14 protein-coding genes and 7 pseudogenes are annotated in these 21,237 nt (G+C 70.0%); 8 read left to right on the top strand and 13 right to left on the bottom strand.

The genetic code is table 11. From position 1 onward, the window contains the following. Positions 1-165: 165 nt before the first annotated feature. Both O1G21_RS41930 and O1G21_RS39400 read right to left on the bottom strand, forming a co-directional pair. A pseudogene (locus O1G21_RS41930) lies at positions 166-339 on the bottom strand (transposase domain-containing protein); the annotation flags it as partial. Positions 340-757: 418 nt separating this feature from the next. Continuing rightward, the gene (locus O1G21_RS39400; RefSeq protein ID WP_270139925.1) at positions 758-2,428 is read right to left on the bottom strand and encodes an IS1182 family transposase; all 1,671 of its coding nucleotides are present in this window, start codon (positions 2,426-2,428) and stop codon (positions 758-760) included. A 342-nt stretch (positions 2,429-2,770) separates the two neighbouring features. Between O1G21_RS39400 and O1G21_RS39395 the strand changes: the two genes are divergently transcribed. From O1G21_RS39395 to O1G21_RS39385, 3 genes and pseudogenes are all read left to right on the top strand, one after another. Continuing rightward, a protein-coding gene (locus O1G21_RS39395; protein WP_270144240.1) for an IS3 family transposase occupies positions 2,771-3,984 on the top strand; the annotation gives its coding sequence in 2 pieces (ribosomal slippage) (positions 2,771-3,073 and positions 3,076-3,984; 1,212 coding nt in all). 418 nt (positions 3,985-4,402) lie between these two features. Further along, positions 4,403-4,636 carry a hypothetical protein gene (locus O1G21_RS39390; protein WP_270150633.1) on the top strand — a complete coding sequence of 78 codons (234 nt, stop codon included), beginning with the start codon at positions 4,403-4,405 and terminating at the stop codon, positions 4,634-4,636. 111 nt (positions 4,637-4,747) lie between these two features. Further along, positions 4,748-5,057: pseudogene (locus tag O1G21_RS39385) on the top strand (MmyB family transcriptional regulator); the annotation flags it as partial. Here O1G21_RS39385 and O1G21_RS39380 read toward each other — a convergent pair. Continuing rightward, entirely contained in the window at positions 5,038-5,838 is an 801-nt protein-coding gene (locus O1G21_RS39380) for a hypothetical protein (protein WP_270150631.1), read from the bottom strand. The pseudogene O1G21_RS39385 and the gene O1G21_RS39380 overlap by 20 nt on opposite strands. 66 nt (positions 5,839-5,904) lie before the next feature. Continuing rightward, a complete protein-coding gene (locus O1G21_RS39375) occupies positions 5,905-6,411 on the bottom strand; it encodes a SigE family RNA polymerase sigma factor (RefSeq protein ID WP_270150630.1) in 507 nt (168 codons plus the stop codon). A 171-nt stretch (positions 6,412-6,582) separates the two neighbouring features. On the opposite strand from O1G21_RS39375, the pseudogene O1G21_RS39370 reads away from it, so the two are divergent. Then, positions 6,583-6,705: pseudogene (locus O1G21_RS39370) on the top strand (IS5/IS1182 family transposase); the annotation flags it as partial. A gap of 59 nt (positions 6,706-6,764) precedes the next feature. Then, positions 6,765-7,135 (top strand): annotated as a pseudogene (locus tag O1G21_RS41925) (ATP-binding protein). A 771-nt stretch (positions 7,136-7,906) separates the two neighbouring features. Here O1G21_RS41925 and O1G21_RS39360 read toward each other — a convergent pair. The 4 genes and pseudogenes from O1G21_RS39360 to O1G21_RS39345 all read right to left on the bottom strand — a co-directional run. After that, positions 7,907-8,152 (bottom strand): annotated as a pseudogene (locus tag O1G21_RS39360) (transposase); the annotation flags it as partial. Positions 8,153-8,450: 298 nt separating this feature from the next. Beyond that, complete coding sequence (locus O1G21_RS39355; protein ID WP_270150628.1) at positions 8,451-8,855, bottom strand: hypothetical protein; 405 nt, start codon at positions 8,853-8,855, stop codon at positions 8,451-8,453. Positions 8,856-9,093: 238 nt separating this feature from the next. After that, positions 9,094-9,297, bottom strand: a pseudogene (locus O1G21_RS39350) (transposase); the annotation flags it as partial. A gap of 1,630 nt (positions 9,298-10,927) precedes the next feature. Next, a complete protein-coding gene (locus O1G21_RS39345) occupies positions 10,928-11,122 on the bottom strand; it encodes a hypothetical protein (RefSeq protein WP_270150626.1) in 195 nt (64 codons plus the stop codon). A 180-nt stretch (positions 11,123-11,302) separates the two neighbouring features. Here O1G21_RS39345 and O1G21_RS39340 point away from each other — a divergent pair, with 180 nt between their 5' ends. Then, positions 11,303-11,914 carry a DUF7691 family protein gene (locus O1G21_RS39340; protein ID WP_270150624.1) on the top strand — a complete coding sequence of 204 codons (612 nt, stop codon included), beginning with the start codon at positions 11,303-11,305 and terminating at the stop codon, positions 11,912-11,914. A gap of 1,092 nt (positions 11,915-13,006) precedes the next feature. Here the strand turns inward: O1G21_RS39340 and O1G21_RS39335 are convergent. The 4 genes from O1G21_RS39335 to O1G21_RS39320 form a co-directional block, all read right to left on the bottom strand. Continuing rightward, on the bottom strand, positions 13,007-13,591 hold the full coding sequence (locus O1G21_RS39335; RefSeq protein ID WP_270150622.1) for a hypothetical protein: 585 nt from the start codon (positions 13,589-13,591) through the stop codon (positions 13,007-13,009). Between the two features lie 188 nt (positions 13,592-13,779). Next, positions 13,780-14,862, bottom strand: a complete 1,083-nt coding sequence (locus O1G21_RS39330) for a peptidoglycan-binding protein (protein ID WP_270150621.1) — start codon at positions 14,860-14,862, stop codon at positions 13,780-13,782. Positions 14,863-15,300: 438 nt separating this feature from the next. Continuing rightward, positions 15,301-16,293 carry an AraC family transcriptional regulator gene (locus tag O1G21_RS39325; RefSeq protein ID WP_270151479.1) on the bottom strand — a complete coding sequence of 331 codons (993 nt, stop codon included), beginning with the start codon at positions 16,291-16,293 and terminating at the stop codon, positions 15,301-15,303. Between the two features lie 959 nt (positions 16,294-17,252). After that, on the bottom strand, positions 17,253-18,482 hold the full coding sequence (locus O1G21_RS39320) for an alpha/beta hydrolase family protein (protein WP_270150619.1): 1,230 nt from the start codon (positions 18,480-18,482) through the stop codon (positions 17,253-17,255). Positions 18,483-18,865: 383 nt separating this feature from the next. Between O1G21_RS39320 and O1G21_RS39315 the strand changes: the two genes are divergently transcribed. Together O1G21_RS39315 and O1G21_RS39310 are read left to right on the top strand one after the other, a co-directional pair. Beyond that, a complete protein-coding gene (locus O1G21_RS39315; protein ID WP_270150618.1) occupies positions 18,866-19,249 on the top strand; it encodes a peptidase inhibitor family I36 protein in 384 nt (127 codons plus the stop codon). Positions 19,250-19,256: 7 nt separating this feature from the next. Beyond that, positions 19,257-20,165, top strand: coding sequence for a hypothetical protein (locus O1G21_RS39310; RefSeq protein ID WP_270150617.1), 909 nt, complete (start codon positions 19,257-19,259; stop codon positions 20,163-20,165). 279 nt (positions 20,166-20,444) lie between these two features. Here the strand turns inward: O1G21_RS39310 and O1G21_RS39305 are convergent. After that, positions 20,445-20,852 (bottom strand): annotated as a pseudogene (locus O1G21_RS39305) (DUF4291 family protein); the annotation flags it as partial. Positions 20,853-21,237: the final 385 nt, after the last annotated feature.

Genomic DNA, 21,237 nt, shown 5'->3' with positions numbered 1-21,237 from the left:
GCTGTCGGGTGTCTTGATGGAACTGCAGCCGTCGAAGGAGACCGTGCGATAGGGGCCGAACCGCGCTCCGGGGGTGCGGGGTTGGGCCAGCGCTCCGGCCACCACCTCGAACAGGCCCTTCATCGGGGCACAGCCGATCCGGCGTCGAAGATCGCGCAGACCCTTGGCGGTCGGTGCCGGGTGCAGGTCGTCGATGGCGGCGGTCATCTTGGCCCACACCAGTTCGTATCCGACCTCCGGGAACAGGCACATCGCGAGGAGGAAGTACACCCCGACCCGCGAGGGCAGGTCCCGCAGCCTCCGCTGGACCGCACGGGTCTCCTCCAGGACGGCGTCCACCAGCTCGAAGGGCAGCAAAGGGGTCAGGCCCCCGAGGTGCCCGGCAGCGAAACGCCCTGCGGCCAGGGTGATTTCCCGCGTGAGGGTGGTCAGGGCAGGCGGCGAGGCAGAATGGACAGACAACGCGGCTCCACGGGCAGGGCGTCTTGGTCGACACCTGCTCCAACGGGGCCGCGTTGCTTGCGTTCCGCGCACTGCGGTGTACCTCGACCCTTGCCTTGCACCCCGGCCGAAATCCTTAACTACCCGGCCTTGGAAGTTCCACCCTGCGGTTGGACACCGATCTTCTACGCCGCGAGGGCGTGACCTTGCTGGTGTCGCTGTCGGATCTCGAGTGGGGTGAGGTAGCCCCACTCGGGGTGCCTGCGTAGGCGTCTGCGGTTGTAGAAGGTCTCGATGACCCCGTTGCCCAATTGCCCTATGCGGCGAGGTCGAGTGCTGCGAGGTGTGATGTCCGGGTGTGGGCGAGTGGCTTTTCGTTCCACCAGGCGTCAAGACGGATGAGGTTGATGGCTGTGGCCGTCAAGACGTGCGCCAGATGAGTCTTTCGCAGGCCGATGTAGCGGGTCTGGCGCACGCCGGTGGCCGCGATGGCCTGGTGGATCGTGCCTTCGACACCCGCGCGGACCGCGTACCGGTCCTTCCACTCGTCGGTGGCCTGCTCGGCTCGGAGGCGCTCGAGAACGGCGTCTTGTTCCTGCGGGCGGATGGTGAGCTGCCGACCGTAACGGGTGGAGCTGGTGCACTGGTCGCGTACCGGGCAAGGAGCGCACGTCTCGGTGGCGAAGCGGATGCGGATCGCAGGTCGCTGGTTGTTGTCGAGTCCTTCGGTCCAGTACCGGCTGACGGCACTGTTGGGACAAATTGCATGCCGCTCAGTCCAGTTGATGGCGAACGATGCCTTACCGAAGCCATTGGCCTGCACCGTCTGGCGGGTCGTGTTGGGTCTGACCGGGCCGATGACGCGCACTCCGTACTCGGTCGGGGCGGTCAGCAGGAGCTCGGCGGAGATGTAGTCGGCGTCCATGTAGTGTTCGGCGGGCAGCAGGCCCTTGTCGTCGAGGCGGTCGTGGATCTGGTCGACGACGACCGGGTCACCCGCCGTGGCGTCCGTGGTGACGACATGGGTGACCAGGTGTGGACGGCCGACTTCGGGGGCGTCGCAGGTCTCGCTGAAGTGGACCTTGTAACCGTCCCATGCCGATCCGCGCTTCACCGCGTTGCGGGAGTCCGGGTCATAGGGTGAGGTGATCCTGACTCTTCTGGGCGGGAGATCGTCTTTCCCCCGCCATGCCACCTCCTGCACTCCGTCGATCACCGTGCGCTTGAACTGCTGCAGCCATACAGTCCGCAGGGTGGCGACAGCAGGGATCTCCCGCAGCCAGCCCGGAGCCGAAGGAGACACCACGGCTTCGAGTAGGAGGTATCCGTCAGCCGCGATGCGCCAGGTGAGCTGGACCCGCTTGGCCTCCTCGCTCGGCAGGCGATAGGAGTCCACTCTTGCCCCGTAGCGGTCCTGCCATGAGGGATCCATCCAGGAGGTGAGCCATCCGGGCGCCGAGACGGCGATCGCCTCCAGTGCCGCCCGAAGGGTCTCGCCCACGAACTCCAGACGATTCAAGTTCCTTACCACAGCGAGGACATGGGTGGAGTCGGTGCGCTGCCGGCCTCCTGCCGCGACCAGTTTCAGTTCGGCCAGTCGCTCCAGCAGAAGATCCAGAATCCTCTCCTCCAGGCCGTGGGCCAGGAGCCGGTCCCGGAACCCGGTCAGCACGGTGAAGTCGAAGCCCGGATGGGCCAATTCGAGGCCCAACAGGTACTTCCAGTCGATCCTGGCCCGGACCGCGTGGGCGGCCTGCCGGTCAGTCAGGTTCTCAGCGAACTGCAGCACGCACACCAGCGCCAGCTGTCCGGGCGAGACCCCAGGACGGCCACGGACACCGAAGGCCGATCGAAAGACCTCGTCGTCAAACAATGGGCCGAGCGAGTCCCGGACCCGCATCGCCAGGCACCCCTTCGGAAACGCCGCGCGAGCGACCACCCGTGTTTCCTCGGGAACCTCCCGGCCCGAACCGCCACCCATCGACATCTCTCCACCCCGTCCCGCGACCGCACGACGGACCCGAAACCCCGGCCGCTGACACGAATGCTCCGGCTCACCGCTGCCGCGCGATGATGAGATCACGCAGGTTCACCCAATTGGGCAACGGGGTCATCGAGACCTTCTACAACCGCAGGCGCCTACGCAAACACCCCGAGTGGGGCTACCTCACCCCACTCGAGATCCGACAGCGACACCAGCAAGGTCACGCCCTCGCGGCGTAGAAGATCGGTGTCCAACCGCAGGGTGGAACTTCAAGCGGGCCTTCCTCCCGAAGTGTGGACACCCCGGACACTGGATCGCGGAGATCCAGAGGAAGAGGAGTCCCCCGTGGTGATGAAGGTGTACTCGCCGGAGTTCAAGGCGGACGCCGTGGCGCTGTACCTGTCGGAACCAGGACGCACGATCCGCTCGGTGGCCGATGATCTCGGGGTCAACCACGAGACCCTACGGAACTGGATCAGCGCCCACCGGGCCCGGCAGCGGGAGGGCGCCGAGAGCGTTCCGGCTGCCGGTTCGGGCGCCCCGATAGGCTCCGGCACCGTGTTGGAGCAAGAGAACAAGCAGCTCAGAGCCCGGATACGGGAGCTTGAGCTGGAGCGGGACATCCTGCGCCGGGCGGCGAAGTATTTCGCCGGAGAGACGAACTGGTGATGAGCCGCTTCCAGTTCGTTGAGGACCATCGAGACGCCTTCGGGGTGAAGCGGCTGTGTCGGGTGCTGGAGGTCTCGCGGTCCGGGTTCTACCGGTGGCTGGCCGCCGCGCCGGCCCGTGAGGCCCGCAGGCAGGCCGATGACGAGCTCGCCGATCGGATCCGCGCGATCCACGCCGAAACGGACGGCACCTATGGCAGCCCGCGGGTGACCGCCGAGCTGCGGCATGCCGGGCGCCGGGTCAACCGCAAGCGCGTCGAGCGGGTGATGCGCGAGCGGGGCATTGTCGGCGTGCACCTGCGCAGGAAGGTCCGCACCACTGTCCCCGAGCCCTCGGCGGTGCCGGTTCCGGACCTGCTGGGACGCGACTTCACCGCCGCTCGGCCGAACACCCGCTACGTCGGGGACATCACCTACCTCCCGATCGGCGACGGTCAATTCCTCTACCTGGCAACGGTGTTGGACCTGTGTTCCAAGCGCCTGGTGGGCTGGTCGATCGCCGATCACATGCGGACCGAGCTGGTCACCGACGCGCTCAAGGCGGCGGCCGCCGCCCGGGACGGAAGCCTGGACGGCGCGGTCTTCCACAGCGACAACGGGTCCCAGTACGTGTCCAAGGAATTCGCCGACATCTGCCGGGAGTTGGGCGTCACCAGGAGTCGCGGCGCGGTCGGTACGAGCGCGGACAACGCCGCCGCCGAGGCGTTCAACGCCACGCTGAAACGGGAGACCCTCCAAGGCGCGAAGCGTTGGCCTGGAGCCCGCGCCGCCCGCCTGGCGGTCTTCCGCTGGATCACCCGCTACAACACCCGCAGGAGGCACTCCGCGCTGAACTACCTCAGCCCGATCGAGTTCGAACAACGATCAGTTACGCTGGCACTCGCCGCATAGCACTGGTGTCCACACCTCGGGGGGAGCCCCCAGCTTCACCGACGACCTCTACGCCCTCCCCGCACCCGCCGAAGCTGGCGAGTTCCGGCTGATCTGTGCGGAGCAAGGTACGGAAGTCCCGGTACTCCGGCAGCACTCACCGCGGGCGCCTGTTCAGACCCCTCGGACAGTCTGGCGCTCTGCCATGGTCTCCTACCTGTAGCGTCATCGGCATTCCGTCTCTTCGCGGTGCAGCCGCGCCGCGAGCCGATCCCTGGTGACGCCATGCGCCGTACTTCTGCCGTCATCGCCGTAGCCGTCGTTCTGTCGGCCGTCTTCGCCTCCCAAGCCGTCGCGGCGCCAGCCGTGATCGATGCCCCCAACGCGAGGCGCCGCCGCCGAAGTGGGCTCTGACGGCGGGTTGCAAAGGCAGAAGAACGTGGTCGACAGCTTCAAGGTCGCGGAGGGCCTCTACTGCGTCATCGTCGACCCGAACGCCGGCATCAACCTGTCCAACGCCCTGATCCTGGCCAATACCGGGGGCCACGCGAGCAACGCCGTGACGATCGGGCGGCCCAACTCGTCGTGCGACTACCGGCGAGACGCCATCACCGTCGTGACCCTCAGGGACAACATCCCTGCGAACGCCGGCTTCGAACTCGCGGTTTTGTAGCAGGTGATCAGCGCCCTGATGGAGTCCGGACACGGTACGTCGTGTCCGGACTTCGAGCGTGTCCGCCTGTGACGCGCTGTTGGCCACAATCGTCTCCGATGTGTCGCTCGCGTCGCGGTGGCGCGGCTGCGCCGGTCCGCCGGCCGCTACCCGCGCGACCCGCAGTTGACCGCCCTGCTGGGCGAACTGCACGCCGGCAGCGAGGAGTTCCGGAAGATCTGGCGGCGCATCCGGTCCACGCCCCCGGGCACCGCGCAAGACCGTGGAGCACCCGGTAGCCGGCACGCTACGGCTGAACTGCGACATCCTGCTCGTACCCGAGGACGACCAGGAAGTCGTCCCGAATCACCGCAACGCGTCGGCCGAGGGCCGCAGCGGGTCGGCCGAGGGCCCGCAACGCGTCAGCCGAGGGCAGCGATGATCGGCGCCCAGGTGGCACCGGTGAGTACGGCCACCGCCTGCTGCTCGGAGAGCGGGGGCGCGGCCCGGGTCGGCTTCGGCACCTCACCGTCCGTGCCACCGCCGGTGCTGTTCCACTGCACCATCTGGAGCTGCGCGCCGGTCGCCTTCATGGTGACCGTCATCGTCCAGCGATAGGCGGCGTCGAGGTTGCCCGAGTGCTTGGCCACGGTCCGTTCCGACATCACCAGGGCCCCGCCGGGAATCTCGGCGCTGCTCGGCAGCTCGCGCAACGTGCAGGTGTCACCGGCGGCACGCGGGGGTGTCTGGTCGCAGCTCAGCCCGTCACCGTCCCTGAGCGGCAGCCGGAGCCGCACGGCCGAGACACTGACGAAGGCGGCACCCTGCCCGTCGTCGAGGACCAGTTCGCTGTTGGCGACGAGCCCGCGGGACGGATTCGCGGGGTCGATGCTCTGCCCGGTCTCCTGGCTGAACCGGCCCCCGGGGAACGTGCCCTCCAGGGCCTGGATCATCTGGGTGTCGGTGATCGCGGCACGGGGCGCCGCCAGCGGCGTCATCTCCTTGTCGGATCCTCCGAGGTGGCTCCCGAGCATGCCGGGGGTCACCAGGCCGGCCGCCGCGATCACGGCGCAGGCGCCGGCCCCGGCGATGACGCCGGCGACGCGCCGACGACGACGGCTCCGCCCGCGCTCGACGGCTCCGCGCAGGAGCGTGGTGAGGTCGGGTTCGAGGGAGTCGGTCGTGCGGTCCAGGGCGCGGGCGAGGTCTGTTTCAAACGGCATGGTGGCGTCACCTTTTCTGTGTGCTGATGGGGGCTTTGCGGCGGCTGTGACCTGCGTGCGCGGTGCTCAGTGCGGAACCAGGTCCGACAGGCTGTCGCCGAGCAGCGCACGCAGCCTGCCGATCGCCCGGGTGCCCTGGGAGCGGACCGCGCTGCTGCTCAACCTGAGCATCTGCGCGGTCTCCTCGATGCTGCGGTCCTCCCAGTAACGCAGCAGAAGCACCGCCCGGTCGCGGGGCGGCAGTTGACCGAGCGCGTCCAGCAGGGTGAGCCGCAGCGCGGTGTCCGGCCCGGACGCGGCGCCGTCGGGCAGGTTCCCGACGGGACGCTCCGTACTGCTGCGCCGACGCCGCAAGCTGAGGAACGTACGGACCAGAACCGTCTGCGCGTAGGCCGCCGGGTTGTCCGCACCGGACACCCGCTTCCAGTGCACGTACACCCGGCTGAGGGTCTCCTGGACCAGGTCCTCGGCAAGATGCGCATCGCCGGCCGCGAGGACGTACGCCGAGCGGTACAGCGCCTTCGCCCTCGCCGCCACGAACTCCACGTACTCGTTCTCCCGTGCAGATTTCACTCGGTCCCCGCCCGTTCCCTCGTCCTGTGATCCCCGTGCATACCCGTCATGACTGCGCGGGACGTCAGGATGTCGCGGGGGCGGGGCACCTTCTTCAGAAGACCCCACCGGCCAGCCTCACGGCTTCCTCCAGGCGGATGCCCTGCCGCCATGACCGGCCTCGACGAACCGGTCCACAGACGCCAGATCAAACACACCATCCCGGGGCCGAAGGACCAGCGGGCCAACCGCAGGCGCCGAGGAAGTCGAGGAGGCCGACCCGCCGGCTTCGACAAGGAGAAGGCCGGCCGCCGGGGCGGCCAGCCTGTCCGAGGACGACATCCTGCACGGGCGGGCGTTGCTGGCCGGGTGCCATCCGGGCCTGCCAGGCCGGCCACCGGGTCGCGCTCGCCACCGCCGCCCAGTGGGTCGACCGCCTGGCCGCCGCCCACCAGGCCGGACGGCTCCAGGACGAGCTGGTCAAGCTCGGACGCTACCCGCTGATCGTGATCGATGAAGTGGGCTACATCCCTTTCGAATCCGAGGCCGCGAACCTGTTCTTCCAGCTGATCTCGAACAGATACGAACGCGCGGGCGTATCGTCACCTCGAACAAGCCGTGCGGACGCTGGGGAGAGGTCTTCGGCGACGAGACCGTCGCCGCCGCGATGATCGACCGACTCGTCCACCACGCCGGCATGCCGTTGGGGCCGCTCACTCTCCCCAGGGGGCGGCAGTGGTGGTGAGTTCGAGGCACCGGTCTCACCCTGGACGTTTGAGCGCCCCGGGGGCCCGGCTGCACGGCGCCCACAGCTCGCTGGTCACCGAGGTGGCAGTGTTCGTCCTGCGGGCGGCGGTGACCGATGCCCGAACTCTCGTACAAATGGCGAGTGCGGGCGGGTTCAGTCGGTGGCAGTCTCGGCGTGCCGATGGACAGCGTCCTTCGGATGCTGAGACAGCGGAGCGGTGACGGGTGGGCACCCTCTCCTCCTGCCCGGGCGGGGCTCCGCGACAGGCTGGTACAGCGCCTGCGCCGCCGTGAAACGCAGGCCCCGACCGTGGTGGTCAGGGCGGCGATCACCCGGGCGTGGCGTACGAGCGCCCAGTCGACGGCCATCGCGTCCTTGAGTGCCTGGTCGACGTTCACGGTTTCTGCTCCCTGCTCCTGGTCGGTGTCGACCCGCCGCCGTCATGGCAGCGCGGCAGCCGACCTGCCGTGTCCGCGAGACTACGGATCGCGGCGAAGTGACGCGCCCTGCTGTTCGGGACCGGCCGCGATTGGACGGGTACAGACCAGCGTCGACTGCAACGATCGCGAGTTGAAGAATTCTTCACATTCATAGATGCTGTAACTCTGAATCCAGAGGTCCGGTTCGGTCGGGGGTGGTCCGGTGCGGGAAGTGGCGACGATGAGTGATGTGTTCGACGACGAGCTGCGCGGTCAGCTCGCGGAGGCGCGGCGGCAGCTCGGCCTGGCGCGTGCGGCCGGCGACGAGGACGGCGCCCAGGCGTACGTGCCAGCGGGCGAAGTAGGCGTAGACGGTCTGGTGCGGCGGGTAGTCGTGCGGGAGGTAGCGCCAGGGGATGCCGGTGCGGTCGACGTAGAGGATCGCGTCCAGCAGGTCGCGCAAGTCGTGCTCGGGTGGCCGGCCGAACACCAGGGCGCGTTCGGTGCGGGCCTGTCGCCATGCGGTGAGGGTGGGTTCGACCAGCGCCCAGCGGGCGTCGGACAGGTCGCTCGGATACGGTCGGCGAGCCGTCATGATGACGGCATACCGCGCGATTGCCGTTTTGACGATAGGCCGCGGCGCTCGGCGGACAAGTACGACTCGACCTGGCTTCCTGGGATGAGACCGGAGTAACGGCGCAGATCCGACGGGCATTCCTGCAGTGGTGGCGCTGCTGTCCCAACAGCCCCGGAAGCCCCTTCAAGCGGCTCGATCGAACGGCTCAGAAACCGGTATCAAACAGCTCCCTCACGGACGAAACGCCCAGTCAGTACCTGTTTCTGAGGGTGTGCGAAGCGTCCGTCAGGGCCAGGAATCGAACAGTGCCCTCGGGTCAGATGCCGCCGGCGAGCCGGATCGGCGTCGTGAGGAGGAACAGCTGGCCGGCTGCGGCGGCGGGCTGGAAGTCGAAGACGCTGGTGAACGGTCCGGTGATCAGCAGCAGGGTGCGGTGCTCGCGAACCGCTCGGCGCCACTCGCGGGTGGCGGCGATCTCGCCGTCGAACCAGGTCAGGCCGCCGGGACGGCGGATCGTCAGCCGGTTGTCGGCCAAGACGGCGGACCAGGTCGGGTCGGGGGCGGCGGCCAGTGCCGGGGTGGCGGTGTCGCGGTCAGCCCAGCCGTCTTCGAGGGCCAGGAGGCGGCCGGGGGCTGTGGGGACGACCAGGACCGGGCGGCGGTCGGGCATCAACTCCGGCCAGGGCTGGCCGCCTAAGCCGGTGCTGCTGATCATCTCCATGCGCGGTCCCTTCCCCCCGGCTCGCCCGTTCACCCCGTCGCCGGATGGATCACATCATCGGCCCGAGCACCGGCTCTGCGCTGACGAATCCGCTGACGGGCAGGTCCAGGCCATGGGAGAGTGGGAGTCAGACGGTTCCTCGGGCCGCTCCCGGTGGCGGTCACCGTGGTGACCGCCGAGGTGATCAGTCCCGCTGGGCTTCGCGGGGCTCCGGCTGTCCCTTGCGCCAGGACTGCCTCTGGGTGATGCGCCTGGTCATGATGGTGATCGCGGCCCAGGTGATCAGCGATTCGGAGTGCTGGACGAGGCGTTCGTAGTCGCGGGCGTGTCGGCGGGCGTGCATGATCCAGGCGTGGGACCTCTCGACCACCCAACGCCGGGGCAGGACGACGAACCTTTTCGCGTCCTTGGGCCGGCTGACCGTCTTGACCGTCAGGTTCGCCGCGGCGATGCCCCACACGGCGCTCGGCGACCTGGAACGCGAGCTGCCCGCCCTGGCCGCCACGATGGACGCCGCCGTGACCACCGACCGGACCGCCCGCCCGCAGCCTGCCTGTGAACCTGACAGAGGAGTTTGGTACGTGGCCGGTTGCCGTCAAATAGCGTCATCGCCCTCGCAGAGGGCCACACCGGAGGCCGGAACGATTCGCTGCGGGTCGGCCCTACACGGGGACCTTCCGCTGTGGCGTTCTGTACGGAGTGGAGGGCTGGGGCTACGTTCGGTACGACGGGGCCTGGTCCAGGGGGAGAGCGAGAGACAATGCCAGCTTGGCAGGCTTGCCTGTGGGGGCTGTTGGGTGTGGGGCTGGTCGAGGTCCATGGCCTATGGTCTGCGGTGCGGCCCTTCAAGGTACCGAAGTGGCCGTGGGTGGACGGTCGCGGGCGACCCCAGGTGTGGGGTTACGTCATCGCCGTCACCTGCAGATGCGTAATGGGGACAGGCCTGAACGCCGTCTATGCGGCTGCGGGCCAGATCGCAGGTCCCCTAGGGGCGTTGACCCTGGGAATCGCGGCTCCGCTGATCATCCAGCAGTTGGCGACCCGGAGCGACATCTCCCCGAACTCACAACCCGATCTCCCACAGGCGCCAGACGTTTCCGCTGAGGCACAGCCCGTGATCTCCGTTGGCCCGGAGGCAGCGCTACGGACCGCTGAGCTGCCGTTTGGGGGCTCTGATGCCCACTGAGGGTCCCCGTGTCCTCCAGGACGCTAAGAAGCATCTGGCCGGCAGGCGTCCGGGGGCGCTTCCTCCGCAGCGGACGCTGTGGCAATGGGTGCGCGCCGCCCTCGCCTTCCAAGCCGCCCTGCCGCTTCCCTCTCAGGAGGGCCAACACCAGGAACAGGCGCAACCGCAGGAGGCGCCCGCTCGCGTTTCCTGGGCCTGGCCAGCTGCGAGCAGGCCCGTGTCTGTCCGCCCTGGACGGGCAAGAACCAAGCTTGCCGTGGCGCTGTGCGCCATCGCCGCGCTCATCGGCCTTCTCCTGTTCAGCACCCAACAGAAGCCTGACCACCCACCCACGAGCCCGCCTTCGTCGACGTGGTGGACGCCGGATTCCCCACATTCCACGGAGGAGTCACCATCGCCTGTGCGGCCTTCACTACCTTCGCCTCCAGCGCAATCGAAGTCCTCCCAGCCCCGGGAGCCGGGCCGGTGAGGCGCAGGAGGCCGGGTTCCGGGGAACGAGGGGGGAGCGTTCCGCGGGGCCCGGCCGTGGGAGGCCGGCCGCGTCGGGGTCACGGCGAGCAGCAGCGCTACGGGTGCCCCGGACTGGAGGACTACCAGCCGGCTCTCCGGATCCGTGCTGCGGCCGACCTTCGCCGTCCGGCTGTTCACGGCGGAGATCAGGTAGACGAAAGACGGCTGTCCTGTCGCACCGAAGTTTGACCAGTCTCAGCGAGTTTGACCGGGCGGCTCCCGGGCCCCACTACCTTCCGACGGCTACTGGGATCCCGCGGAGGGCGGCCAGCAGCCGCTCCGGGGTGGCGCCGAAGGCCGGCGCGGCCCAGTCGTCCCAGGCGATCCACTCGTCCCGGGCACGGTCGTAGTGGGCGCGTGGGAGAGCGTGAGCGCATCACGCGCCTGATCCGCGAAGCCGCCCCTCCCGAGCCGGGCTGAACCGGTAGTCCATGCTCAGCGGGCCGTCGGCGTACAGCTCCAGCAACGCCAGGAGCCGGGTCTGGACGGTGCGCAGCCCTGCCACCGGGCAGTTGCCCCAGCCGTCGGCGTCGTAGGCCTGGCAGGGCGCTGGGGTCTTCTTCGTCGTCATACGACCCGCACCAGGGCACCATGCTCGCGTTGAGCACCGATGGGCGCCGGCTCCTGGAAGACCGCCTCGCTCACGAGGCCTGGGAGCGTTCCGGCGTGGCGCGGGGAGACATCGCGTGCTCGTGAGCGACCCTGGGCCGCAGCCAAGCTGGCTGTCAGTCCCAGCGCCTAACGTGATCACATGAGTTCCTCGCTGAGCCCCTTCCTGATCAACCCCACGGACGCCCGCGGTCTCGTCGGCTCCCGCGACGAGCAGCTGCTCCAGGTCATCCGCGACGAGTTCGGCGACCAGCTCGCCTCCTCCGATGACTGGTTCTCCTCCGAGATCAAGGACGGCGCTCCCACCGCGTACGAGGCACTGCACGCGGTGGTTCACGGCGGCCCCTACTCGGACAACCCGGAGCACGCCTTCCAGTACGGCTACGCCTACAAGCGCCTGTGCGCCCTGACCGGCAGTCACCTCGACAACTCCAGCTTCTCTCCGTTCCGCGGGACCTGGCTGGACGTCGTCGACGAGGGCCTTCAGGCGCTGCGGATCACCGCGGTCTCCCTTGCGGAGTTCGGCTACAGCTCCGGCATGCCCGACGGGATCCCGTACTCCTACCTGCCGGGCTGCGGCGTGTGGACGCACGAAGCCTGCCTGGAGGCGCTGGAGCAGTTCGAGCAGACCAAGCGGGACAATCACGCCCCGCCACTGGAGCCCGAAGTCGTCGAGGCCATTGCCGACGTCCTCGCCTGGCTTCGCCACGCGCAGGCCCGCCCCGGATTCGGCGTCATCGGCTTCGTCTCCTGAGCGGATCTTCCAGCTGCGGCGGCCGCGCGGAGCGCAGCGGCCCTGCCTGATTGCCCGAGTGCTGAGCCCGAAGGAGGTCAGTGGGCAGACGGCCCGCGCCCGTACTTCCCGGCCCTGGTTCTCGGTGGCCGACCGCCGGCGCGGGACGACGGCGGAGGCGCCTTCGGGTGCTCGGCTCTGGTGCGCTCCAGGGCCTCCTGGAGGCCCAAGGCCGCCGGACTGGAACCGCCGCCGGGTCGGTTGCGGGCTGCGCCCGCACCTGCGACGAGGACCGCCGCGCGGCACTCGGCGAGCCGGCTGGTGGCGGTGCGCATCAGGGTCTGGGCGTGCTCGGGGTCGGTGGCGGGGGATCGGCCCGTTGGCGCGGGGCACCGTTGTGCTCGCTGCAGCCGCCGAGCTGATCGCACCCCAGCTGGACGACCCCGACCCGGCCACCCGTGAAGCCGCCTCCGCCTGATAGGGCGTCAAAGCAACCCCGATGCCACCCTCAGGCCCCCGGCTCCCTGCCCTGGCCCGCCCACCACGCAGCGGCCGGCCCCAGCCGGACGCGGAGAAAACGGCACAGCGCAGCAACCACCCACACCGACCAACGCCCCACCCACCCCCACCACAACCATCACCAGACCGGGGCCCAGGAAGGTAAGTCAGCATGGTGAGGACGCTGTCTCGGCGCCCCCGACCAGCGCAAACAGCCGGGCAAGCGGGACCAGAGCCGGGCGCCGAACCGAACCCCGGACCGAACCCCCGGCCGCCCAGCCAGGGCCCCTGTACGCGGGCGACCACTCGGCGGGCCGTGCCGGGAACCGGACACCGGGCCGGCCGCCCCGGCTGAGGCCACCGTGCGGCGCGTACTCCAGAGGGTCGACGGCGACGTGCTGGACGCGGCGATCGGTGCCTGGCTGGCCGAGCGGGCCCGCCACGGCACGGGCGTCGGCCGCGCGGGCGGGGTCGCCGGTACTGCCCGCGGCCCGCGTCCCTGCCGACAGGCCGCCTACCGGGCCCGCAGACGCGCCGAAGCCGCGATCCCCGACCGGGTCGTTAGCGGCCCGGGGCAAAACTCACCGCCCCGGGGGCGGAACTCCCCACCGCAGGTCAGCGCCCTGCCGCACCTCCCGGGTGAGAACGGGTCAGGGGGGTGGCGCTATCAAGAGCGGGTGCGCGCCTGCGCGGCAGCCGGCGGCTCGTGCCCGATGGGTCGCTGGTGGTGTGCGGGGCGGGCGGCTCGGCGAGGCCGAGGTCGAGCGAGGCGATCGGGAACTCGGGGGTCTGCGTGGGCAGGACGAGGTCGGCGACCCTCAGGATGGCATCGCACACCTGTCGGCTGCGAAGGTCCAGGTCGACAGGTGGACTGGCCACCAGCACGCCGCGCACGTCGGTGACCGGCACGCGCAACCGTGTCACCCGGGCGAGATCCTCCGGCGGGACCCACAGGTCGTCGGTCCGGAGCGGGGGGTGGGTCATGTCGATCCACCAGCTACCGGGCGCCATCACGGCGAGGACGCGGCGGGTCTCCTCGAAGATGTGCGGGCTGGGCTCCGCGACGGCGAACGCCGTCACGAGCACGTGGGCACCGCCGGTCGGCGGGGTGCTGGTCGTGAAACCGGCGTCGGCCAGGCGGTCGGCGACGCTGCGCGCCACAGATCCGGTACCCAGGACCGTGACGAACTCAGGTCTCATGCTCTCCCCCTCAGTACCGCTGCCGCGCAATTCGAAGAACGAACGCAGGGCGCGGGCGCCCGGGGAAACCGAGCCACCGCACCATGACGCCGACGGTGGCAGCGTGCTGGAGCGGAAAGCTGCCCTCGGCGGGTGGTGTCGGGTGCCGCGCGGGTGACGGCAGCCTCACCCGCGCGGCACCCGGGCGGTCAGGCCGAGACGTGGTACCAGTAGCCGCCGGTGGTCAGAGTCACGTAGTGGACGTTGCTGTTCGTTTCCTTCGCCTCGTACATCATGTCGGCGCCGGTGGTGGGGTCGGTGCCGGCGTAGAGGACGACGTGCACGGTGTTGTGGGCGTCGGTGCCGAAGTACTCGACGTCGCCGGGGCGGCGCTGGGACTCGGTGATCGGGGTGAGGTGGCTGTCCAGGGTCTGCTCGGTGGTGCCGCCCCCATTGGCGAGGTCGATGCCGGCGCCGAACCAGAAGGCCGCGCGCACCAGGCCCGAACAGTCCAGGCCTGTGGTGGTGTTGGCCGCGCAGGGCTGGGGCCCGGAGTATTGGTCGCAGGTGCCCAGGGACGGGCCGGGGCCCTCGCCGCGCAGGGAGTGGCCGCCGCCCCACACGTAGGAGACGCCGAGGTAGGACTTCGCCGCGTTCAGGACCTTGGCGGGGTCGACGGCGCCGCTGGGCAGCGGGGCGGGGGTGCTGGTGTAGAGGGCGTTCTTGACGGCCGTGCCGACGGTGCCGTCGATGGTCAGGGCATGGGTGGCCTGGAAGTCGCGCACGGCCGTGTCGGTGGCCGGGCCGAACTGCCCGTCCACGGTCAGGCGGCCCGCGTGGAAGGTGTTCAGCATCGTCTGCAGGGTCGAGACGCACGCGCCGGTGGCGCCGGTCCGCAGGTCGCCGCACTGGGTGCGCAGGTCCACGGTGCCGGAGGCCGCGGCCGCCGCCGCGTCGAGCGCCGACTTGGTGGCCGGGCCCACGATGCCGTCGGGCGTCAGGGAGTGCGAGGCCTGGAAGGTTTGCACGGCCGTGCCGGTGGCCGACCCGAACTGCCCGTCCACCGTGAGCTGGGAGCCGGTCAGGTTGAGCTCCAGCTGGAGCTGGGTGACGCAGCCGTCGGCCTCACCCTGCTGCAGGTCGGCCGGGCAGGCCGAGGAAGTCAGGGGTATCGGGGCCGGCGCGGCCGTGGCGGACGCGCCCGTGGCGGTGTACGCGCCGACGCCCGTCAGCGCGGCCGCCAGGGCCAGGCCCAGCGACAACCGGCGCCGGGTGGACAGGAGGGTACTCACAGAAGGCTCTCCAGATTCATGATGATTCGCCAGGGAGGACAGGGTGCTTCACCCCCTGGTGCTCGGCGTGCTCGACGGACAGATCCGGACGGTCCCAACGGCGGTCAGCACCGACAAGCTGGGGCATGTAAGCCCGGTTGGCGGGTGTCCGAACGACCTCCCGCGAGTTGCGACGCACCCGAAAGCCGACTGGGGACCGCTCAACTCGGACAATCATGTCCTTTCCGGGATGGTCTGAACGCTCGGCCCAGACTCAGGAGCGCTGGCGCAGACGGCCGGTGAACTGCATCCGACCGCATCCAGGACGAGCCTCCCCGAACCTTGGTCACACGGCTATCCGCTTTCGGATCGCCAGGGACCGCACGTTTGTGGATAGCCGAGCGGTGAGAGCGCGTACTCACTCCCCCTCCCGGCCAGCCGGTCCCTCCCTCGCCTCGCTCAGCAGCTTCGGCGCAGCGTTTCGGACGGCGTCTGTCCGAAGGTCTGGCGGTACACCGCGCTGAAGCGGCCCAGGTGGGTGAAGCCCCAGCGGCAGGCCACGTCGGTCACCGTGCCGTCGGCGCGGCCGTCGGCGATGGCGAGGAGGTCGCGGTGGGCGTGGTCGAGCCGGAGCTGGCGCAGGTACGCCAGGGGCGTGGTGTTCAGGTGCACGCGGAAGCCCTCTCTGAGGCTCCGGAGGCTGGTTCGCGCGGCGAGGGCGATGTCCGCCACCGAGACCGGCTCGTGCACGTGTTCCTCGCAGAACGCCTTGGCCCGGCGTACAGCGGGCAGCAGGGCGGCCGAACCGCTGTCCGTCAGGGCGTCGCTCTGGCAATGGCGTTGTGCGTCCAGCAGGCCGTCGATCAGGAGCTGCTCGAAGTGCCGCACTCCCAGTGGCGAGCGGTGGCTCAGCGGCGATGCGACGAACTCGTGGAATCCCCGGACGAGTTCGATCCACGAACGGATCAAGGGATCCTGCTCGTCGAGCACCGGATCGAAGCGCACCGCGGCGGTGGAGGAATCGGCCCTCCGTACCTCCAGGGCCTGTGCGACGGCCTGACCCGGAATGATGAGGATGCGGTTGCGTGCCTCGCCGTTCCACGTCATCGAGACCCGGCTGCCCGGGCCGACGATGCTCCGAGTGGACGGCAGGACCACGCCGTCCACGGTGACGACGCCCGCGCCCGACATGGGCAGCTGGACGTTGTAGAAATCCCCCAGCTCTCCCGGGCAGACGGTGACGTCCGTGCCGTATCCGAGTTCGTAGAGCATCACCTCCCCTTCGTGGAGGCAGCGGAAGCGCCCGTTCGGTCGTCTGCCGTTCAGCACGGTCAAGCGGTGCGGCGCGAGCCGCTCGGTGACGACATCATGCAGTCGATCGATGTCACCACCCTCGTACAGGAGAGCGGGATCTCTCTCAGGACCGTTACGGAGCGAGTCGTTGGGTGACACGGACGTACCAAGCCTCCGCGCATTGGATGGGATGGGGTTGGCTGAGTCGGACCGGATCTCCGGACGATGGTGCTCGATCTGTCGGGGTGGGGGCGGGCACGCCCGGGAGGCGATGCACAGTCGGGTGCTCCCTCGCAGCGAGCACACCGAGTGGGTTTGATCCGCCAGCCCCAACGATGGCCCACGCCCCCGAGGACGGACAGCCCGTCTCCGTCCCACCCGGCCGACCGTTCCGTCCCACGACGACTACCTGCGACTTGAGACGCCGGTCAGCAAGGATTGAGACCGCCGCGGCCCTGATGGGACAGCAGAAACCGCGGCTCCGCCCGCCGCCTCCCAGGGCGACGTTGTCGGCCCGCAGACCGGTGGCGACATCAAGGCCGACATCTACAACGTCTACCCGGCCGCCCACACTCCGGCGACTACTCCACCCAGAGCACCATGAGCACCTGGATGAGCAACTGCAACAGCCTGCTCCCCGGCTAATCACCGCTGCCCGGCACCGAGTAGCCGGTCGCAGGTGGTCTCGCGTCGTGCGCACGACGCGAGACCACCCTCGCAGCGCATCAGGCGAAGCCCCGGGCGGAGCGGCGCTCAACACAGAACTCGTTGCCCACGGGGCCGAACACAGCTCACACCACCGTTGCCCGACCGACAACGCGGACCCCGCCAGGCAGATCACCGACAGGCTGACGGTGATCACATCCACAGCCATTGAGCAGGCCGTCCACGACACGGAACAACAACCCGCGGACGGGACCTGCAACCTCACCGCCAATGACTCAGCCCTGGCCCTGAGCTTCCCCCGGTGTGTGGGAGGGCTTGTCAGAGCGGGTGTGGGTGGTTCGACGGCCACTGGTTCGGCCGTCGCCTGGTCGGCGTAGTGCTTCGCCTCGAACTCGTCCGGGCTGAGCCAGCCGAGACGCTTCTGGATGCGACGGGTGTTGTACCACCCGTCGTCACGGGAGGAACGTAACCGCCGGGAAGCTCGGGGACGGCCCGTCGAGCAGGTGCCCCTGACGGTGGCGCAGGTGCTCATCAAAGAACGCGAGCGGGTACGCCTGCTGGATCTTCACCCCCTGGTCAGGGTCGAGGGTGCCGATCGAGTCCTGGAGCTGCTGCCCGCTCCACCCGAGCAGCCCCGCGATCTGCGGGAACAGCGCCTCGTTGTCGCCGTACGACACGTGGACGGCACCCTGGGCCTGGATGTTCAGCCGCCACCCGCGCAGGTGCGACCAGAACGCGGCGGCTGCGGGATCCGTGGCCCGGGTGAACGCGGCGGACATCATCATGAACGGCCTGTCCAGATCGCCGGCCAGCGGCGGGTTCATCTGCATCGGGCCGTCGATGCTCAGCCCGGCCCGGATGCGCTCGTCCGCAAGCGTGGCGCAGGCGGTGGCCGTTCCGCCCTTCGACCAGCCGAACGCGCCCATGCGCTGGGGGTCGAGGGAGCCGAGCAGCCCGGCTGGCAGCTCCCGCTGCTCGACGTCCGGATTGCACCCGGCGGCGAGTTGCTCGACGCAGTCGAGGACGAAGCGCAGGTCTGCGGCGAAGTCCCCGGGCAGCGTCGGCGCCTTGCGGTCGTAGAGCGGAACGGCAACCCGGCCGTCGGGGAACTCGGTGTACGTGTCGTACTGGTGAGCGATCGTCACGACTGCGTATCCGCGGCTGGCGAGTTCCTGGACCATGATGGTGTGGTCGCCCTGGTAGCTGTGCGCGCCGTGCGAGTACACGAGGACGGGCAGCCGCCGGCCCGACCGCAGCACCGGAGCGCCTGCGTGGCCGGCGGTGAGCGGGGCCAGGGGGGCCAGGGCGCTGAGGCCCGCGTCGGCGAGGAACGCCTGAAGGGCGCCGGTCGGCATCCAGGGCGCCAGCGGGTACCACTCGACGTCCCGGGCCGGGTACCAGACGGTGGCCATCAGCTCGCGGAAGTGCCCGGGGCCCGCGATGTCGTCCGGGCGCGACCGATCGACGAGGTGCAGCTGGACCGTGCCGACCGGGTGCGGCCCGGTGGGCACGGGCAGCGTGAGCCGCGTCGGGGCGGGGGCGGGCGCGCTTGGAGCGGCCGTGCCTGCCCACGCGGTGTCGGCGACGGCGGCAAGCGGCACGGCGGCCCCGGCTGCGAGTGCGGCTCCCAGCATGCGCCGGCGCGTGATGCCCTCCCGGCCGGTGAACGGCGTGGTGGCCATGGTCCCTCCCGTGGTAACGGATCGTCCATCATGCCGCCAGCCAGTCCGGGGCACAGGGGGAACGCTGCCACGCGCCCCTCCAGTGCGGCATCAGCCCACCGATTGATTGCTCGCGCGGGCATCGGCCCATGGATTTACATCCTGGGGCCAATGCTCGCCGGGGGAGTCAGGCCGCCGGAGGTCGCTCGGCCGCGCGAGAGCCCCGCCCCCTGCTCGGCTATCCACAAAACGCGAAGTCCCGGCGACACGAAAGTGGATAGCGGCGTGTCGGCCCATCCGGCGAGGCTCTTCCCTGAACGCGGCCGGAACCGGATCACCGGCCGTCGGCGCCAAAGCCACGGACCCCGGTCGGCGTTCATCCCACCTCTGGAAGGGACTCCTCCATGAGCATCACGTCGCGTATCACCAAGGCAGCCGCTGCGACAGCCGTCGCGGGCGCCGCCCTCTTCACCCTGGTCGGCACCGCCCCCGCCGCCCAGGCCGCGCCGGCCGGCTGCAACGCGGGCGGCCTGTGTGTGTACTGGAGCTCCAACTACAGCGGCAGCGTCCAGACCGTCTACCAGGACAACAACGACCTCAGCATGTACGCCAACTTCAAAAACAGCCAGGGCGGTTCGGCGTTCAACAACGGCAACAGCTGCAACGTCGTCGTCTACGCCCAGACCAACGCCCAGGGCCAGGGCTGGATCCTCTACCGGGGCCAGGGCTGGAACGTGATCGGGGACAACCTGCCCTCGATCCTCTCCAACCGCTGGTGCACGGTCTGACCCAGCGATGAAGACCAGGACCACCCTCGCCCTCGCGGCGGTCCTCCTGGGCCTTGGTGCCGCCGGATGCTCCTCCTCCGGCGGCACCACCCCGCCCGGGGCCCTGCCGCGTCCCTTCGGCGGCGTCACCCACTACGACGAGGAGCAGCGCGCCGTCCTGCACGACGCCGAAGAAGTCCTCGTCGCCGGGTGCATGCGCGAGCGCGGCTTCGCCTACCGCCCCCAGGGCCTCGCCACCGGCGATCACCGCGTCGACGCCAACCCGTACGGGCTGCTCAGCGGCGACCAGGCCACCAACGACGGCTTCGGCGTGATCAGCACGGCGCTGAACCTGAAGCAGGCGGCCGACCCCAACCAGGACAAGGACGCCGACCAGGCCTGGAAGGCCGCTCTCCTGGGGACGGACGCGCACCGGGTCACCGTCGACCTGCCCGACCACCAGCAGTTCTATTACAACGGCGACTCCTGCCTCACCCAGGCCCGCGACGCCCTCTACGGCCCCGATTACTTCCGGCTGTTCAACACCTTCCAGGTCCTCGGCAACAAGGTCGTCAACGACGTCCAGGCCGACGGCCGGTACGCTGCCGCCGAGAGCCGCTGGCGTGACTGCATGTCCACCGCGCACCAGAGCGCCGCCCATCTGGCGGAGCCGGTGGCCATGATCGACCGATGGGTGGAACAGGACGGCGGCGACCCGGCGAAGACCCACGACCTCATCGGCCGCGAGCTCGCCCTCGCGAAGACCTCGGCCCGCTGCCAGGACCGGGCCGGCCTGGCCGCCACCGTGGAGCAGGTCCAGACCGACGTCGAGAAGACCGTGATCGGGACCGACCAGCCCCTCCTGGACCAGCTCCGCGGCCTGCGGCAGCAGGCCCTCGCCCGCGCGGGCCACCCGGCCCCGACCGCTACCCGTTGACGACACGGCCCCGGCCGTGCCCGCCGCCGCACGCCCGAGGTTCCTGCCCGCCCCGGCGGCCCGGCCGACGGCCCGCGACGGTGCGTCAGGGACATGTCTCGTCAGCGTGGTCGTGGGTGATGGCGCAGCCCGGCGCAGCCGGGTCGAGTGGGTGACGGGGACTCGGCGGCACCAGCAGCTCAGGCAGCCAGGTGGGCCAGCAGCGTGTCGCCCCGTCGGGTAGGGGCGCTCGACGGGAAGCAGTTCCCGCGCGGCGTCCAGCTCCCCGCCCCGCACCTGGGCCTGGACCGTCCGCGCGAGCGCGGTGACGTCCTCGACCGAGACGATCCACTCGTCCGCGAAGCGCCTGGCGGCCTCCCCGACGAGGCCGAGCTGAAGCGAGCGGTGCGGAAGCGGCTGCAGGTGCAGATCGCGTTCGGGATCCCACTGCACGCGGGCCGGGGACCGCCTCAACTCGCGCTTCCAGCCAGCCCGGTCGGCGTGCAGCCCGGGTACGTAGTGGGAGAGGCAGCTGTTCCGCAGGGCCCATTCGAAGCCCTCGCGGCCGATCTCGATCGCGAGGACGGTCTCCTGGCCCTCCTTCGCCGCCCAGCCGCAGCGGTACATCATCCAGAGGAACGACGGCTTGATCCACGATCCGGTCCCGCTTCCACGCCGCCGGAAACCGCCCTCCCGTGCGGCCGGCAGGCCGATCGCCGGGCGGTACCGCCTGGTAGACCGTCACCGTGGAGGCAGTGTGCAGGGCTCGGACCTGCAACGTGGGCACTGGCATGCCCACCAGGTTCGGTCCTCGGAGCGCATCGCGCCAGCAAATTCCTCGAACTCCGGCGGCGGGTGCCAAGGCCCACCTGCACGCGCCACCGGGCGGCAGACCGCAGAAAGCGGTGCTGCCGCCCGGTGTGTCCCGCCCGGCCGAGCGGTGGCGTCAGTCGACGAGGTGTCGCAGCCGCAGGGTGACGCGGGCCCGGGCGCCTTCGCAGGCGGGCCGGCACCGAGTGACGCGCCCACTGGATGTTCGCGGCTATCGGCGCCACCTCGGCTCCGCGCCACGGGTTGTTCCGGTAGCTGGACG

The sequence above is a fragment of the Kitasatospora cathayae genome, assembly GCF_027627435.1.
GTDB classification, from domain to species: Bacteria; Actinomycetota; Actinomycetes; order Streptomycetales; family Streptomycetaceae; genus Kitasatospora; species Kitasatospora cathayae.
The sequence above is the reverse complement of the archived record's forward strand: the minus strand, read 5'-3'. Positions and strand labels throughout refer to the sequence as shown.